Below are 15,511 nucleotides of genomic sequence, written 5' to 3' on the forward strand. Positions count from 1 at the left end.
CTCCGAACACGCGGAAGAACGGCGCCCGCCGCACACTCCGAGAAGCGGACTGCGCCGTCGTGACCGAGATCTTCAGCCACGCACCTGGGCCAACACTAGCCAGCGAGCGGGAAGCCCACCAACCACCTTTCACCCCAGGGCGAATCGTCACCGCGCTACCGCTTCCCGGTGCCCGTCCTCAAAGCCGAACGCGAACCGGGAAGCGCGACCGGAACGCGTGCCGATCGCGCGGCGCCCACCGGGGAGCCGGTCTCGCGGCAGGCTCCTCGGCCGCTCCCACGACGGACGACGCCCCGCTCCCCGCTGCCTGCCGCCCGCCGCACGATTCGGCGGCAGGCGGCGAATTCCTCGCTCGCACGAACATGATCCGCATTCGGAACAGGCGCACCTCCGCCGTCCGAACGACACGACCTCCGCCGGAGCGGAAGCCCTTCGGCCGGACGAGCCGACGGCCGCCCGGCGCGCCGGCACCGACGGGATTGCTCATCTGCACACCCCCGACGAATGTGATTGCGACCTCAGCGCCGCAAGCGCGATGGTGCTGGCGCTTCTCGAGCAAAAGCACTTGATTGTGATCTGGCACACACACCACGGCCGTCACCTTTCACACTGCCTCGAAAGGATTGCCGGAGCCCGTTCGAGTGATCCAAGCTCGCGTGACCTGCCACCTGGCGGCGACAACACGAAATCACCGGATGAAGGGAATTGACGAGGGGTCACCAAGCGTCGGCGCGATGCGGACTCGGCCGATGCCGCGATTTCGCCGCACCTCCGCCATCTCGGCCCGAAACGGCCACGCCTCGGCCGGCGCCGATCGCGCGGGCGGATCAGGCCGACCAGCGCCCTTGCCGCATGTCCCGACCTCCGGTGTTGCACCCCGCCTCGGTCAGCCACGCGTCGACGACTCCGAGCCCCGTTTTCCTCGACCTGCGGCGAAATCATCAAGCCCTTGGCCACAGCTCCCGGTCCTGCTCAGCTCCGCCGTGCACATCTGTGCAATGTGGACTGTCACGACCTGCGCATTCCGGCGGATCGCACCAACAGGCACCCGGCCATCGGGGTCGAATTGGTGCCGCGATCACCGCGAGCGAGTTGATCACATCAGTGCACGCCGCCGGCTGAACACTTCTTTCGTCATGAATGTCCCCTGTGGTCACGTGTCGCGGGATCGGGGCCGGCGGTGGCAGGTAACTGCCACCCCTCCGAAGCGCCGTCCGCCGACACTCGCGGCGGTGGCAACTTGCTGTCCCAACGCTTGTGCACAAGATCGCGATCTCCCTACATTCTGCACATTCTCGCAGGAAGTCCGGAAGGAGTGAGAACAGCGGCAGCCGAAGATGGCGCGGAGGACGGCCCGAGAAACACCGGCCCCGGCGCGAAACCCGGCACGCCGATCAGGATCGTCCGGCCGTCAGCGGGACCCGAATCCGGGCCCGCCCAGGGCACTCGCCCGAACGGCATGTGAAAAGCGTGACCAACAGCCCTCGCCACCGCTGTCCCCGGGCCACCCCCAGGGGCGGCCGGCGTCCTCGCGCTGGATCCAGGCCTGGACTCGGTGACGCGAGGGCAATCGTCGCAAGGTCCCGATAAATCACCCCCGTGGAGCCCAGAATGAGCAGTGAATCAACGACAGACGTGCTGGTGATCGGCGCCGGACCGGCGGGCCTGACGCTCGCCAACTACCTGGCGCTCCAGGGCGTTTCGGTACGACTGATGGACCGGGCCCCCAGCCCGCCCGTGCGGTTGTCGAGCTCGGTGCACGGTCCGGGATCCGAAGTCATGCAGCGGATGGGTTCGCTGGGCAACCTGCCCAACGAGACGCCGCTGCTCACCAGGGCCACCGCCCACCTGGGCCAGCAGCCGATCAGGCTGCGGTACACCACGCCGGGCAAGGAGAACCTGGCTCCTCCGATGCTGATCAACCAGGGCAAGATCGAGGCGGCCATCCGGGAGCACTGGGCCGAACTCGGCGGAGCCGTGGAATGGGACTGCGGGCTGGTCGACATCGAACAGGACCCGACCGGCGTGACCGCCGTGCTCGCCAACGGCGAGCAGGTCCGCGCCCGCTGGCTGGTCGGCTGCGACGGTGCCGAGAGCATGGTCCGGAAGGCCGCCGGGATCGGCTACATCGGCCGCAGCAAGCGCTATCTGCTGGTCGACGCGCACATCGACTGGGACCTCGACCGGGGCGGGCTGACGAGCTGGATCCACCCCGACGGGCGAGTCGGGGCGATGCCGATGATCGACCCGGACGGCGCCAACAACCTGTGGCGCCTCCTGGCCCTCGACCCCGACCAGGGGAGCGAGAAGCCGACCGACGACGAGATCGTTTCGCGGGTGCGGACCGTGCTGGCCGAACGCTCCCCCTACGGTGGTGTCGAGTTCCGCGACACGACCACGAAGCTCACGTTCGTTTCGCACGCCCGGATCGTGGACAACTACCGCGAAGGCCGTGTCCTGGTGGCCGGCGACGCCGCCCACCCGCACGTGCCGTTCGGCGGGCCCGCCATCCACACCGGCATGGGCGACGCGGAAAACCTCGCCTGGAAGCTCGCGCTCGTCATCCAGGGCAAGGCGAGCGAGGCGCTGCTGGAGACCTACCAGGGCGAGCGCCGGCCGATCGCGGCCGAGATCGTCCTCGGCAAGACCGCGCCCAGCCAGATCGAGAAGATGCGCAACCCGATCGTGCGGTTCGTGCGGGACCGCGTGGTGGCACCGATCGTCAAGATCCCCGGATTCGAGCAGCTGACCACGTTCTCGCATTCCGAGCTTTGGGAGACCTATCGGGGCGGCCCGTTGGGCGGCGGAGCGCGCTTCGACGCCAAGCCACGGCCCGGCGACATGGTGGGCGACTTCGAATGCGTTCGCTCGGCGGACCGCCGCCGCACCCGGCTGTACGACGAGTTCCGCGGGCGGTGGGTGCTGCTCGTGCCCGCGGGCGGCGCGGACCCGTGCGTCGACGTGGTCCGGAAGCGGCTGGGCGAGGAGCACTTCCAGGTGCTGGAGCGCAAGACGTCGAACTCCGCCAAGAAGAAGGATCGTGCGGAGGCCGACGAGGTCTGGTTGGTGCGCCCGGACGGTCACCTGGGCTGGCGTGGCGAACCGCAGTCGGCGGGCCTCGACCAGTGGCTGGAAGGCGTGCTGCGGTACGGCCGGGCGAAGCACAAGTGACGCTGCTCCGTGGAAGGGCCGTTGAGCTGACCTTCGCGGCACGCGACGTCCTCGGGGACACCGCCCCGCGGGGCCGGCTCCTCGCCTGACCGAGGCGCGGCGAATCGAGAAGGGCCTTCGCAGGACCAGTCCTGCGAAGGCCCTTTCGGCATCCCCATCGAGCGGTCGAGCACCTCCCGGGCCGCAGCGCACTAGCGCACCGCGTGATTCCCGGCTGTCCTCACCGGATCTCCGTTCACAGCACGCGTTGCAGGAAGTCCTTGGTTCGCGGCAGCTCGGGGGCGTCGAGGACTCGATTCGACGGCCCGGTTTCCAGCACCTCGCCGCCGTCCAGGAACACGACGGTGTCGGCGACCTCCCGGGCGAAGCCGATCTCGTGCGTCACCACGACCATCGTCTGGCCCGCCGCCGCCAGGTCGCGCATCACCGCCAGCACCTCCCCCACCAGTTCCGGGTCCAGGGCGCTGGTCGGTTCGTCGAACAGCAGGAGCTTCGGTTCCATCGCCAGCGCGCGGGCGATGGCGATGCGCTGCTGCTGGCCGCCCGAGAGCTGGCGCGGGTAGGCGTCCTCGCGGTCCGCCAGGCCGACGCGGCGCAGCTTCTCCCTAGCCCTGATCAACGCGTCCTTTTTGGACACGGCAGGCAACTGCGTTTGTTGACTGCTCCCCGCCTGGCTGGGGATTGTTCATCCAACCGCGACAGACGTTGTGGAGATTCCTGGCTCAGGCAGCCTCCCGAGGCAGCGCCTCGGGAGGTCTTCCGCCCTCAACACCAACCGGGTACAGCCCAGCCCGGACAAGCATCACGTGCGCGGAATTCTTATCCCTCGGGGAAACAGCTCCGCAGCTCGTGCACGTGTAGGTGCGTTCCGAAAGCGGCAGGCGGTGCTTGGTTCTCGCCCCGCACCTGCCGCAGTCCATCGTCGTGTGCGCGGGATGCACCAACCGCAGGTCACGGCCGTGCTTACGCGCCATCACGATCAGCTGGTTCTTCGTCGCCGAGATCGCCGCGTCAGCTGCTTTACGGGCCATCGTGGTCTTCGCCAGGAACTTCGGCCGGAAGTCCTCGACCGCGATCGCATCATGATCGGCCACCACACGCTTGGCCCATTTACAAGCATCGTCCTGCCGCTGACGAGCGATCTTCTTCGCGACCTTCGCAGCGTGACGCTTGGCCTTACGGTAGCCCTTCGAAGCGGGCTTGCCCTTCGCCGGACGGCGACGAGCCATCTGACGCTGGTACCGCGCCAACTTCACCGCGGCGCGCTTGCCGTGTTCAGCGTGCGGCAGATCGTGGGCGTCGCTGGTGGTCGTAGCGGTTTCGGTCACGCCCCAGTCGACACCGATCACCTTCCCGGTTTCAGACAGCGGCAGGGTTGCGGTCTCCACCACGAACGAGGCGTACCAATGCCCGATGCTGTCCTGGTACACGCGGACACTGGACGGCGTGGACGGCAGCTCGCGGGACCACACCACGGTCAACACGATTCCGCCCGCCAGATGCAGGCGACCGTCCTTGAGACGGAATCCGCGTTTGGTGTAGTTAAGCGACGGCAACGCCTCAAACTTCTTCTTCAACTTCGGCATCCCAGCGCGCTGCCGCATCGGCAGACGGGCGTTGATGTCCTTCAACGCTTTCTCGCGGGACTTGGCGAAATCCCGGATGATCTGCTGCTGCGGCACCGAGCCACCAGCGGCAAGCCAGTCGTGTTCCGCGCGCCATGAAGTCAGCATCTTGTCTAGCGCGGCTGGTCCGCATTTCTCGCCCGCGCGGTGCGCAGCCCTGGATTCAGCGACGCACTGGTTCCAGACCCACCGGCACCGATCCCACTCGGCGAGCAGACCAACACAGGCGGTGGCGGACACGCGGAGGCGGTAGGTGTACCGCGCATGCACGGTTTCCCTCTCGCCCCGTGGTGTCGCCATAGTGTCAGAATAGCACTACGATGGTAGGCATGGATCATGAGGTTCGGGTCACGTTGCGGATGCCAGCCGCGCTACACACACGCCTGGTTGAGCTAGCAAAAGCCGAGCACAGGTCGCTGAACGCTGAGATGGTGCACCTGCTGGAAAAAGCGACTGGTCGCCCTCCGGTCGAGAAATCCGGTTGACCAGGTCACCACTGGACGCATCAAGCATGTACATGACGCGCTTCCTCCCCGCCCTGAAGCGGGGCATCCGCACTACGTTCCTCCAGTGAAACGCGCCCACATCGATCTCGTCCTGGTGTGGTCGGCCGCTTGTCGCGGCTGACGCGATCCCACTTCGCACCGGCGGCCGCCGCAGCCGACCGCCTCGCAGCGCCCGGCGCGATCCCGACCGAAGCCGCGCCCGGTCTCGATGCGACCGCCGACGGGGTCTCCGCGGTTCCCAAGGACGAAGCGATCGCGGCGCTGCTGCCGCCGGACGTCAGGCAGGCCGGGGCGCTGACCTTCGGCAGCTCGCTCGACGGCAGCCCGCCCGGCGCGTTCTACCTGTCCGACAACCGAACCGCGGTCGGCGTGGACATCGACATCGCCGAGGCCGTCGCCCGCGTGCTCGGCGTGCGGATCGACCGGCAGGACGCCGCGTTCGACACCATCCTGCCCGCGCTGGGCAGCGGCAAGTTCCAGGTCGGCACCGGCAACTTCGGGGTCACCGAGGAGCGCAAGAAGACCGTCGACTTCGTGACCTACCTCAACGACGGCCAGGGCCTCGCGGTCCGCCAGGACAGCGATCTCGCCCCGGTCACCGACGTCACGCAGCTGTGCGGGCGCACCATCGGCACCGGCGCGGGCACGACGTTCGAGACGACGCTCAACGCCCACCAGCACCGCTGCGGCGAGCTGGGCCGGCCAGCCTACCAGGTGCTGGTCTTCAAGGAGATGAGCGCGCAGTACTCCGCCCTGCAGCAGGGCAAGGTCGACGTGCTGATGAGCACGATCAACGGCCTGCGCTACACCGTGAGCCGGCAGCCGAACCTGCGGTTCCTCAACGAGTTCCGGCGCCTGAACGTCGGATTCGCGCTGCCGAAGGACTCGCCGCTGGCGCCCGCGTTGCAGGCGGCGGTGAACAAGCTGATCCAGGACGGCACGTACGAGCGGATCGTGCGCAAGTGGGGCGTCGAGGCCTCGGCGATCGGCACGTCCGAGACCAACCCGCCGGAGCTGCACTGAGGCGGAGACGCGATGAAAAGGGCGCTGTTAGAGCGTGGAGGCCGTCGAGTCCGCAATGGACAATGGCATCAGCGCCGTGCCCGGACGATCCGGGTGCCGCTCTCGGCCGGTGCGGCCACGTGGCCGCACCGGCTTCTACAGCCGTTGCAGTCCGGCAAGCACGCCGGCGAGTAGCTTCCACGTGACCGTCGGGCGACCGCACGCGACGCGTTTCGCTGCGGCGCGTTCGGGGTCGAGTGCTTTCTCGTCGGCGAGCGTCGGCGGGTCGATGTCGGCGATCTCCGGGAGGGGAGAACGGCTGGCAGTCGGCGGTTCGGCGGCGAGATCACCAGTCCAGCTCACGGTGTACCCGGCCGCGATGATGCCCGTGCGGCGGTGCTTTGCCGCTGCCATGACTACGAAATCTCCTCGAACGCGATCTCGATGCACTCCGAGCACATCGGCCATCCATCCGGCGGACGCTCGTCCGGCCCCCATCCGATCTCTCCGCAGAGCCCCGAGACGACCGTCCCGCCCCCGTACGGCTTGGTCGACTCGTTGGGCTTCGCCCAGTGGACGACGCGCTCGCGCCAGGACGGCGCGTACAGCAGCATCACGCCCGACGACTCGACGACGACGTCCACCGGGGACGCAGCCAGAAGCTCCCGGCTCGACGGCGCGCTTTCGAGCTCGGCGCGTGCGACCGGCGACGCCTCGCTGGTGAGTGCAGCGAACATGAGGCACGTCGGGCACGGGCTGCCCGTGAACGGCTCGACGATCTCGGCTTCGTCCGGCGCGAGCCGGTCGCCGCACGGCGACACCCACACGAGGTGATCGACGCGGTAGGCGTGCACTTCCGGCGGTCGATCCGGCGGCGCGCACTCCGGGCGCAGCCGCGCCAGGACCACCGCCCCTGAACGCAGGCCGTTCACGCGGCACGCCCCGGAAAACGACGGCGGAGCCGGTCCTCCCGACGCCGCGCCTCCGCCTTCAGCGCCTGCTTCTCCCGGTGTCCCGGCAGCCACCACACGATGAAAAGCGGAACGAAGATCACCGACCAGGCCAGCAGCCCGAGCAACATCGCCAATGCGTCATGCATGTCTCGGACATCGACACGAGACCGCGCCAGACCTAGGGCATTCGGGTTGGGCAGGTTGGGGCAGATCGGGGCGCCTGGCAGCATCAACAGCATGGCCCGCGCCCATAACGATCGACTCCGCGCAGCCCGTGAGGCGACCCCCTCGCCACGGGTGCCAGGGGAACCGTTGTCCCGTGCTGAGCTCGCCGACGCCGTCAATGCCTGGGTTGCTCAGCACACCCGACGAGCCGGAGCCCTCGACGCGCACTACATAGCTCGGTTGGAACGCGGCGCGGTGCGCTGCCCCGGACGGGACTACCGCGCCGGGTTCCGGGCCGTGCTGGGGGCCGCCGATGACGCCGAACTCGGGTTCTCCACCAGCACCCCACCCACCGGAAAGGCTCTGCGAGCGCCAGAGGATCACCCCGAACTGACACAATCCGGGGTGATCCTCCCGATAGCCGATCAGGACGCACCCGCAACAAGTGACTACCTCGACGAAGTGCGCCGGACGATCTCCCACCTCGTCGCCCTCGACGGCGTGCACGGGGGAGCCGAAGTCGCCCCGATCGCCCTGCGGTGCTTCCGGCGGGCGCAGGGCATTCTCGGCGAAGGCCGCTACGTACCGTCGATCGAACGGGACCTCGAAGCCGTCACTGCCGAGCTCGGCGAACTCTCCGGATGGCTGCTGTTCGATGCCGAACGGCACGACGAGGCACGGGCGGTCAACGCCGAAGCGCTCGAACTCGCCCACATAGCAGGCGACACGTCAATGCAGTGGTTCATCCTCACTAACCAGGCACTGGCCAGCGTGCACGTCGGCCGCGACCGCGAAGCACTGCGGATCTCGACCCGTATGCGCGACCGGGCCGAACTACCGGGCCGGGTCCGGGCACTGTTCGACGTGCGCGCCGCCCGGGCCCTGGCCGCGCTCGGCGACGAGACCGAAGCCCTGCGGGTATTCGATCGTGCCCGTTCCGCATTCACCGACGGCACCACCGGCCGCGACCCGGTCTGGTCGTGGTGGTTCGACGAACGCGAACTCGCCGGACACGAGGGGATGGTGTACGCCGGCCTCGGCAACCACGACAAGGCACTCCCGCGCCTGGCGACCGCCGTCGAACGTTCCGAAGGACGCGAACACTTCCGGTGGGCGCTCTACATTCACCGGGCGAACCTGCTCAGAGCAACCCTGCGCGCCGGATCATGGTCCGAAGCCGAACGGGTGGCCGCCGACGTGGCTTCGATGGTCGGCGAGATCGCATCGGCACGGACAGAAGGCATTCTCCGCCGGACCGTGGCGCTACCAGAGCAACGCCCAGCGTTGCCATCCACCCTTAGCGACGCACTCGACCACATCGCACACCGAGTCTCATAACGTGCACCCGTTCGGCGTTGTGGCTGCCCGTCAGCGGCGGCGTAGCCTGGCCCGCCCGGTGCGTCTCAGGAATCATGCCGACAACAGGGACAAGCGGGCGGCGCCTTCTGCCTCGTGTCGTTAGGCCGTGCGGCCGAGGACGGTGGAGTGCGGGACACCGTCCAGGGCCTTGGTGAACTGCTCGATGACGTCGGCCAGCGGTCCGGCGCTGTCCGGGTGGACGCTGAGCTGGTCTTCGACCACCGAGATGTGCTTGTCGAGCAAGAAGAAGCTCTGCACCGCGTGGCGGGCGCCCAGCGAGTGCACCACCGGGCGCAGCGCGTAGTCGATGGCCAGGACGTGGGCGACCGTGCCGCCGGTCGCCAGCGGCAGCACCGCCTTGCCGGCGAAGCCGAACTGCGGCAGCAGGTCGAGGAATGCCTTCAGCAGGCCGGAATACGCCGCCTTGTAGGTCGGGGTGGCCAGCACGACGCCATCGGCCTCGGCGACCTTGCCGATGGCTTCGGCGATCGCCGGGGCGTGGGTGTCGGCGCCGAGCAGCGCATCCGCGGGCAGGCCGCGGACCCGCAGGTGATCGGCGCTGCGGCCGGACGCCGCGATGCGCTGGGCGATGTGCTCACCGATCCGTTCGGTCTTCGAGGTGCGCGACGGGCTGCCGGAAATGACGAGGACGCTGGACACACGTGCTCCCTGGGTCCGAGATTTCAGTCCGATGTGGACTTCCTGCTGATCCGGATCTCCACCGCCGTGCGGAGCCCGGGCTGGCGGAGCGCTAGGAACGACACGCTTGGGCCGACACGCGGCGGAAATCCACGTGCCGCCGCTTCGTGAGCACCGGGAACATCACGAATCAATCGCAACAGAGCGCCACGGGCATGTCAATGCGGGCATCCGCCCGTCCCACCAGCCGGACGCGAGGCGGCGCACCGGGCGGGACCGACCCGCCGGGCGGCATGATGGACACAGTGGACGGTCAGTCGGCGAACAGGTCCGGGAGCGGGCGGCGGCCGGCGCGCGGCACCGGGATCGCCGACGGGTAGCCGATCCGCATCAGCAGCTGCGGCATCCCGCCGAGGCCGAACTCGACGCTCAGCCCGGCGCGGACCTCCGACAGCCGCAGCGGTTGCGTCATCACCGACGCGACCAGGCCCAGCCGCGTCGCCTCCAGCCAGGCCCGCTCCGCGGCCTCGCCGGCCATCAGCTGGTCCCGCGGGCCGTCGGTGATCGTGCTGAAGACCAGCACCGATTCCTGCGCCAGCGACCGGGCGATCTGCGCCTGGTCCGGCAGGCGGGTGGCGCCGGTCGCCAGGCCGGTCGCGGGCACGCCGCGCGTGGGCAGCACCTCCGCCGGTAGCCCCTCGTTCGAGACCGGCCCGATCCAGGCGCCCAGCTCGCGCTGGTAGGTCTTGTCGGCGTGGTTGGTGCGCGCGGCGTAGGCGAGCAGGCGCGCCAGCGCGTGCTCCTCGGCGGGCCCGTCCACCCAGGTGGCCTGCGTGGTCGCCGCGGCAGCCACGGCGGTGCGCGCCAGGTGCGGGACCGGGCGCGTGGCGAAGGCGCGCCGGAAGCTCGTCCGGCGGCCGATGGCCTGGCGGCGCTCCCGGTCGATCGCGGTCGCCGGCCGCCGGTGCGTGCCGATCACCGCCGCCTCGCCGTCGTCGGCGTGCCAGTGGACGTCGGTCGCCCAGCCCAGCCCGCGCATCGCGATCGCCAGGTTGGCGACCGCCGCGCCGCACGACATCCGCCGGTCGCGGCCGTCCGGGTCGTGGTGGGTGAGCTCCGGCGTCGAGCGCGGCCGCAGCACGGCGGCGCGCCCCTGCACCCGCAGCGACCAGGGCTGCGTGTTGTGCACGGAGGGCGCGCGGCGCACCGCCTCCGCCAGCACCGCCACCTCTTCCGGGGTCCACGGCCGCTCGTCGGCGGATCCGGGCGACTGGCTGCGGAGCATCGGGAGCCAGCTCATGACTGGTCCGCCTCTCCGCGTTTCACAGTTCCGCCTCTCCGCGATTCACAGTTGTGGTTGCGTCCGGGATCAATCCCGCGTTTCGCGGTTTCTCGTGGCTGGCTTGCGTCACGGTCCCCTGAGGTGCGGTTGAGGAGGACTGAGGTTGACATAGGGCTACTCATGCGGCGATCACCTCCACGCGTCGGCAAACCACGACAGTGCCGTCGGTGCCGGGCCGCGAGCAGAGGAGAAGGTCCCAGTTGTGACCGCCCTCGCAGTCACAGCGCGTGATCACCGGTGGCGATCTGGCCAACTCGATCGGCGAATTTCGGCGTTTTGGCACTGGCGTACCGGCGGGTGCTGCGACCAAGCTGGGGGCGCGATACCGAAGGAGGACTGCATGTCGACAGCACCGCGCGACACCGCGTTGTGGCACCCGTTCGCGGACATGTTCCAGGTCAAGAAGAGCCAGTTCTGCGTCAGCAAGGCAGACGGGGTCTGGATCTACGACCAGGAGGGCCGCCGCTACCTCGACGGCACCGCGAGCCTGTGGTACGCCAACGTCGGCCACGGCCGCACCGAGATCGTCGAGGCCGCCGCCGCGCAGATGCGCGAGCTCGAGTCCTACTTCGTGTTCAACGACTTCACCAACCCGCCGGCCGAGGCGCTCGCCGACCGGCTCTCGCAGCTCGCCCCGATGGACGGCGCGAAGATCTTCCTCACCACCGGCGGCGGCGAGTCGATCGACACCGCCGCGAAGCTGGCCCGGCAGTACTGGGCGCAGCGCGGGCAGCCGCAGCGCACCCACATCCTCAGCCGCGGCAACGCCTACCACGGCACCAACGGCATGGGCACCAGCATCGGCGGGATCGAGGTCAACCAGGCCGGGTTCGGCCAGCTCGTGCCGGAGGTCGGCCGGGTCGCCCACGACGACGCCGAAGGCCTCCGGGAGGCCATCGACCGGCTCGGCGCCGACCGCGTGGCGGCGTTCTTCGCCGAGCCGGTGATGGGCGCCGGCGGGCTGTACCCGCCGGAGCCGGGCTACCTGGAGGCGGTCGCCAAGATCTGCGCCGAGCACGACATCCTGTTCGTCGCCGACGCGGTGATCTGCGGGTTCGGCCGGGTCGGCACCTGGTTCGGCGTCGAGCGGTGGGGCCTGCAGCCCGACATGATCACCTTCGCCAAGGGCGTGACCAGCGGATACCTGCCGCTGGGCGGCGTGGTGGTCGCCGAGCGGGTGGCCGAGCCGTTCTGGAACCACCCGGGCCGGCCGTTCCGGCACGGCGCGACCTACTCCGGGCACCCCACGGTGGCCGCCGCGGCGCTCGCCAACCTGGACATCCTGGAGCGCGAGAAGCTGCTGCCGCGGGCGGACGAGCTGGAGCGCCCGCTGCACGACGCGCTGCAGCAGCTGGCCGACCACCCCGCCGTGGCCGAGGTGCGCGGCGGCACCGGCCTGCTCGGCGCGGTCGAGCTGGCGCCGGAGGTGCTGGCCGCCGACCCCGGTGCCGTGGGCCGCGCGCAGACCGCGATCCGCGACCTCGGCGTGATCGTGCGCCCGCTGGGCAAGGCGCTGGCGGTGTCGCCGCCGCTGATCATCAGCGAGTCGGAGATCGACCTGATCGGCAAGGCGATGCGGGAGGGCCTGGACTCCCTCGCGTGACCCGATCGGGGTGCCCGCCGACCGCGGGCACCCCGCCGGGGCGCCAGGCCCGGGCACTGCCGTTGCGGAACCGATACGCACCGGTCTGTACCAACGACGATTCGTCACGTACGTTTCTGGCCAGACCACTGCGCCCAGCCGGCCCGATGCCGACGCGTTCCGCGACGGCACCGGAATTCGCTGCGCTGGAACGGGGTTCCCCGGATATCGTCCACAACAGACAGTCAAGGGATGGCGAACAGATGCACCGAGCCACCTGAGGCACCGCACCGGGCGGCGCCGAGCGGTCGCCGCGTGGTGCGCACGCCGGAGAGATCGACAGACCAGCCCGGAACCGAGCCGCGAGCGGTGACACCACTAGTCCCGCCCCTGAAGACAAGCCACCCGCTCGAGTTGGCAAGATAAGGCTCACGGGTGAAGGCGCGCAGCGGACGCGGATGGAGGACGACAACCAGGTGAACACCCAGACCGCCCAAGTCGACGACCTGCGACTCATCGCGCTGCCCAGCGCGGTGAACTGCGCTGAGATGTTCGTCCGGTTCACCCTCGCCGAGTGGTCCCTGCGGGAGCTGATCGACGAGACCTCGCAGCTCACGACCGCACTGGTGACGGCGGCCGTCGACAGCGCGCATCCCGAGACCCCCGGTTTCATCACCGTCCGCCTGCGGCTCAGCGGCGAGAGCCTCGTCGCCGAGGTCGAGGACGAGCTGGCGAGCGTCCCGCCGGCGCTGGCGCCCGGATTCGCCGGCGGCCGCTGCGGCGCGACCGCCCTGCGCGGCGGCGGCACCCTCGTGTGGTGCGAGCTGCCGCTGCCGGGTGGCGTCTCGGCGAACGCCGTGCCGCTGCCGCGCCGCTCCCGCAGCAGGCGCGCCCAGGCCGAGCACCAGGTCGACGAAACGGCCGAGATCGATCCCGAGGTGATCAAGCGCCTCCTCACCGGCCTGAGCAACAGCGACCTGACCTGACGGGCCGGGCCGGAACCGGCCTGGCCAGCGGTTTCGATCGAGCGTTGTGCCACCCTCTGTGCGGAATGCCGCCTGCGTCCCTGGGTCGTGAGTGTCTGTGGCCGCTATGACGACCATGACCACTCACGACCCAGGGACGCCGGGTCGTGAGTGGTCATGGCCGCTGTGGCGACCATAGGCACTCACGACCCCTGCGCATTCGGGACCTGGGCATGCTGCCGCAGATCAGGGTCCGCGATCCCTCGACGCCCTCTCGCCCGCGGTTTCAATTGAAACCGCGGACTCGCCGGTGCTGGTTTCGCCGGGGGTGCGTGCGGGCATGTCCCCTGGCATGGACCATCTGACCTTCCGATTCGAGTTGGCGCAGCAGCTGCGCGTCGACTCCGTGCGGGCCAGCAGCGCCGCCGGGTCCGGGCACCCCACGTCGTCCATGTCGGCGGCCGACCTGATGGCCGCGCTGCTGGACGGGCACCTGCGGCTGGACTTCGACCACCTCGAGGACCCGCGCAACGACCACCTGATCTTCTCCAAGGGCCACGCGTCCCCGCTGTACTACTCGTGCCTGAAGGCGGTCGGCGCGATCGACGACGCCGAACTGCTCACGTTCCGCGAGTTCGGCAGCCGTCTGGAGGGTCACCCGACGCCGGTGCTGCCCTGGGTCGACGTGGCGACCGGCTCGCTCGGCCAGGGCCTCCCGATCGGCACCGGCCTGGCGCTGGCGGCGCAGCGGCTCGACCGGCTGCCCTACCGGGTGTGGGTGCTCTGCGGCGACAGCGAGATGGCCGAGGGGTCGATCTGGGAAGCGCTGGAGCACGCCGGGCACGAGCAGCTCGACAACCTCATCGCGCTGATCGACGTCAACCGGCTCGGCCAGACCGGGCAGACGATGCACGGCTGGGATCTCGACGCCTACGCCACCCGGGCGCACACCGCCGGGTGGCGGGTGCTGCAGATCGACGGCCACGACCCGGAGCAGGTGGAGGCCGCGCTGAAGGACGCCGAGTCCGGCGACGGGCGGCCGGTCGCCGTGCTGGCGGCCACCAAGAAGGGCAAGGGCGTCGCCGAGGTCGAGGACAAGCCGGGCTTCCACGGCAAGGCGCTGGTGCACCCGGACGAGGCGATCCGCGAGCTCGGCGGCATCCGCGACCTGCGGGTGACCTGCGCGAAGCCGACCGGCGACGAGGTACCGCACGTCTTCGCGGCGCCCGGCGGCGGGCTGCCCGCGTTCGAGCCCGGCACCGAGGTCGCCACCCGCAAGGCCTACGGCGAGGCGCTGCGCGCGCTCGGCGACCGCCGCGGCGACGTCGTCGCGCTCGACGGCGAGGTGTCGAACTCGACCTTCGCCGAGCTGTTCCGCGACGCCCACCCGGATCGCTACTTCGAGATGTACATCGCCGAGCAGCAGCTGGTCGCCGCGGCGATCGGCATGCAGGTGCGCGGGTGGGTGCCGTTCGCCTCGACGTTCGCCGCGTTCCTCAGCCGCGCCTACGACTTCATCCGGATGGCCGCGGTGAGCCGGGCGAACCTGCGCCTGATGGGCTCGCACGCCGGCGTGTCGATCGGCGAGGACGGGCCGTCGCAGATGGCGCTGGAGGACCTCGCCGAGTTCCGCGCGGTGCACGGCAGCACGGTGCTCTACCCGTGCGACGCGAACCAGACCGTGCAGCTGGTCGCGGAGATGGCCGACCGCGACGGCATCAACTACCTGCGGACGACCCGCGGCGCCACGCCGGTGATCTACGAGCCCGGCGAGGAGTTCCCGGTCGGCGGCTCGCGGGTGGTGCGCGACGGCGACGACGTCACGCTCGTCGGCGCGGGCATCACCCTGCACGAGGCGCTCGGGGCGGCGGAAACGCTTGCGCGGGAGGGCATCCAGGCCCGCGTCATCGACCTGTACTCGATCAAGCCGGTGGACGTCGACGCGCTGCGACGGGCCGCCGCCGAGACCGGCGGGCTGGTCACCGCCGAGGACCACTGGCCGGAAGGCGGCCTCGGCGAGGCCGTGCTCAGCGCCCTCGCGGGCACCGGGGCGCCGGTGCGCGTGCTGGCGGTGCGCGGCATGCCGGGCTCGGGCACGCCGGCCGAGCTGCTGGGGCAGGCGGGCATCGACGCTCCCGCCATCGCCCTCGCGGCCCGCGAAATGGTCGCCGTCTGACCCGCCAGCCCCATCCGCGCCGTCAT

13 protein-coding genes and 1 pseudogene are annotated in these 15,511 nt (G+C 70.1%); 7 read left to right on the forward strand and 7 right to left on the reverse strand.

Going from position 1 to position 15,511, the window contains the following annotated elements; translation table 11 throughout:
- The first annotated feature begins 1,611 nt into the window (after positions 1-1,611).
- Positions 1,612-3,171 carry an FAD-dependent monooxygenase gene (locus tag AC07EQ_RS02240; RefSeq protein WP_478386117.1) on the forward strand — a complete coding sequence of 520 codons (1,560 nt, stop codon included), beginning with the start codon at positions 1,612-1,614 and terminating at the stop codon, positions 3,169-3,171.
- Between the two features lie 235 nt (positions 3,172-3,406).
- On the opposite strand, the pseudogene AC07EQ_RS02245 reads toward AC07EQ_RS02240, so the two are convergent.
- Both AC07EQ_RS02245 and AC07EQ_RS02250 read right to left on the reverse strand, forming a co-directional pair.
- A pseudogene (locus AC07EQ_RS02245) lies at positions 3,407-3,805 on the reverse strand (amino acid ABC transporter ATP-binding protein); the annotation flags it as partial.
- A gap of 88 nt (positions 3,806-3,893) precedes the next feature.
- A complete protein-coding gene (locus AC07EQ_RS02250) occupies positions 3,894-5,096 on the reverse strand; it encodes an RNA-guided endonuclease InsQ/TnpB family protein (protein WP_478386118.1) in 1,203 nt (400 codons plus the stop codon).
- 59 nt (positions 5,097-5,155) lie between these two features.
- On the opposite strand from AC07EQ_RS02250, the gene AC07EQ_RS02255 reads away from it, so the two are divergent.
- Positions 5,156-5,281: a hypothetical protein gene (locus tag AC07EQ_RS02255; protein WP_478386234.1), complete on the forward strand. Its 126-nt coding sequence runs from the start codon at positions 5,156-5,158 to the stop codon at positions 5,279-5,281.
- 117 nt (positions 5,282-5,398) lie between these two features.
- Positions 5,399-6,325 carry an ABC transporter substrate-binding protein gene (locus AC07EQ_RS02260; RefSeq protein ID WP_478386119.1) on the forward strand — a complete coding sequence of 309 codons (927 nt, stop codon included), beginning with the start codon at positions 5,399-5,401 and terminating at the stop codon, positions 6,323-6,325.
- 135 nt (positions 6,326-6,460) lie between these two features.
- On the opposite strand, the gene AC07EQ_RS02265 is transcribed toward AC07EQ_RS02260, so the two are convergent.
- Genes AC07EQ_RS02265 through AC07EQ_RS02275 form a run of 3 tightly spaced genes read right to left on the reverse strand, consistent with a single transcriptional unit; the run spans position 6,461 to position 7,496 of the window.
- Positions 6,461-6,718 carry a hypothetical protein gene (locus AC07EQ_RS02265; protein WP_478386120.1) on the reverse strand — a complete coding sequence of 86 codons (258 nt, stop codon included), beginning with the start codon at positions 6,716-6,718 and terminating at the stop codon, positions 6,461-6,463.
- Positions 6,719-6,720: 2 nt separating this feature from the next.
- On the reverse strand, positions 6,721-7,236 hold the full coding sequence (locus tag AC07EQ_RS02270; protein ID WP_478386121.1) for a DUF3039 domain-containing protein: 516 nt from the start codon (positions 7,234-7,236) through the stop codon (positions 6,721-6,723).
- The gene (locus tag AC07EQ_RS02275) at positions 7,233-7,496 is read right to left on the reverse strand and encodes a hypothetical protein (RefSeq protein WP_478386122.1); all 264 of its coding nucleotides are present in this window, start codon (positions 7,494-7,496) and stop codon (positions 7,233-7,235) included. The genes AC07EQ_RS02270 and AC07EQ_RS02275 overlap by 4 nt, the downstream gene beginning before the upstream one ends.
- A 166-nt stretch (positions 7,497-7,662) precedes the next feature.
- Here AC07EQ_RS02275 and AC07EQ_RS02280 point away from each other — a divergent pair, with 166 nt between their 5' ends.
- The gene (locus AC07EQ_RS02280; RefSeq protein WP_478386123.1) at positions 7,663-8,760 is read left to right on the forward strand and encodes a hypothetical protein; all 1,098 of its coding nucleotides are present in this window, start codon (positions 7,663-7,665) and stop codon (positions 8,758-8,760) included.
- Positions 8,761-8,880: 120 nt separating this feature from the next.
- Here the strand turns inward: AC07EQ_RS02280 and ssuE are convergent, their stop codons facing one another.
- The gene (gene ssuE, locus AC07EQ_RS02285) at positions 8,881-9,441 is read right to left on the reverse strand and encodes an NADPH-dependent FMN reductase (protein ID WP_397527927.1); all 561 of its coding nucleotides are present in this window, start codon (positions 9,439-9,441) and stop codon (positions 8,881-8,883) included.
- Between the two features lie 292 nt (positions 9,442-9,733).
- Positions 9,734-10,720, reverse strand: a complete 987-nt coding sequence (locus tag AC07EQ_RS02290; protein ID WP_478386124.1) for an Acg family FMN-binding oxidoreductase — start codon at positions 10,718-10,720, stop codon at positions 9,734-9,736.
- A gap of 382 nt (positions 10,721-11,102) precedes the next feature.
- Between AC07EQ_RS02290 and AC07EQ_RS02295 the strand changes: the two genes are divergently transcribed.
- The 3 genes from AC07EQ_RS02295 to AC07EQ_RS02305 all read left to right on the forward strand — a co-directional run bounded on the left by AC07EQ_RS02295 (position 11,103) and on the right by AC07EQ_RS02305 (position 15,485).
- A complete protein-coding gene (locus AC07EQ_RS02295; protein WP_132489015.1) occupies positions 11,103-12,365 on the forward strand; it encodes an aminotransferase family protein in 1,263 nt (420 codons plus the stop codon).
- A gap of 455 nt (positions 12,366-12,820) precedes the next feature.
- Complete coding sequence (locus tag AC07EQ_RS02300; RefSeq protein WP_478386235.1) at positions 12,821-13,330, forward strand: ATP-binding protein; 510 nt, start codon at positions 12,821-12,823, stop codon at positions 13,328-13,330.
- Positions 13,331-13,661: 331 nt separating this feature from the next.
- Positions 13,662-15,485 (forward strand): transketolase, encoded by a 1,824-nt coding sequence (locus AC07EQ_RS02305; RefSeq protein ID WP_478386125.1) that lies wholly within the window; start codon positions 13,662-13,664, stop codon positions 15,483-15,485.
- Positions 15,486-15,511: the final 26 nt, after the last annotated feature.

Source organism: Saccharopolyspora sp. NPDC045839, assembly GCF_056431645.1.

Bases quoted from the DNA above. Each gene is read 5' to 3' on its own strand.
- AC07EQ_RS02240 (WP_478386117.1), top strand. From the start codon at position 1,612: ATGAGCAGTGAATCAACGACAGACGTGCTGGTGATCGGCGCCGGACCG.
- AC07EQ_RS02250 (WP_478386118.1), bottom strand. From the start codon at position 5,096: ATGGCGACACCACGGGGCGAGAGGGAAACCGTGCATGCGCGGTACACC.
- AC07EQ_RS02255 (WP_478386234.1), top strand. From the start codon at position 5,156: ATGCCAGCCGCGCTACACACACGCCTGGTTGAGCTAGCAAAAGCCGAG.
- AC07EQ_RS02265 (WP_478386120.1), bottom strand. From the start codon at position 6,718: ATGGCAGCGGCAAAGCACCGCCGCACGGGCATCATCGCGGCCGGGTAC.
- AC07EQ_RS02275 (WP_478386122.1), bottom strand. From the start codon at position 7,496: ATGCTGTTGATGCTGCCAGGCGCCCCGATCTGCCCCAACCTGCCCAAC.
- AC07EQ_RS02290 (WP_478386124.1), bottom strand. From the start codon at position 10,720: ATGAGCTGGCTCCCGATGCTCCGCAGCCAGTCGCCCGGATCCGCCGAC.
- AC07EQ_RS02295 (WP_132489015.1), top strand. From the start codon at position 11,103: ATGTCGACAGCACCGCGCGACACCGCGTTGTGGCACCCGTTCGCGGAC.
- AC07EQ_RS02305 (WP_478386125.1), top strand. From the start codon at position 13,662: ATGGACCATCTGACCTTCCGATTCGAGTTGGCGCAGCAGCTGCGCGTC.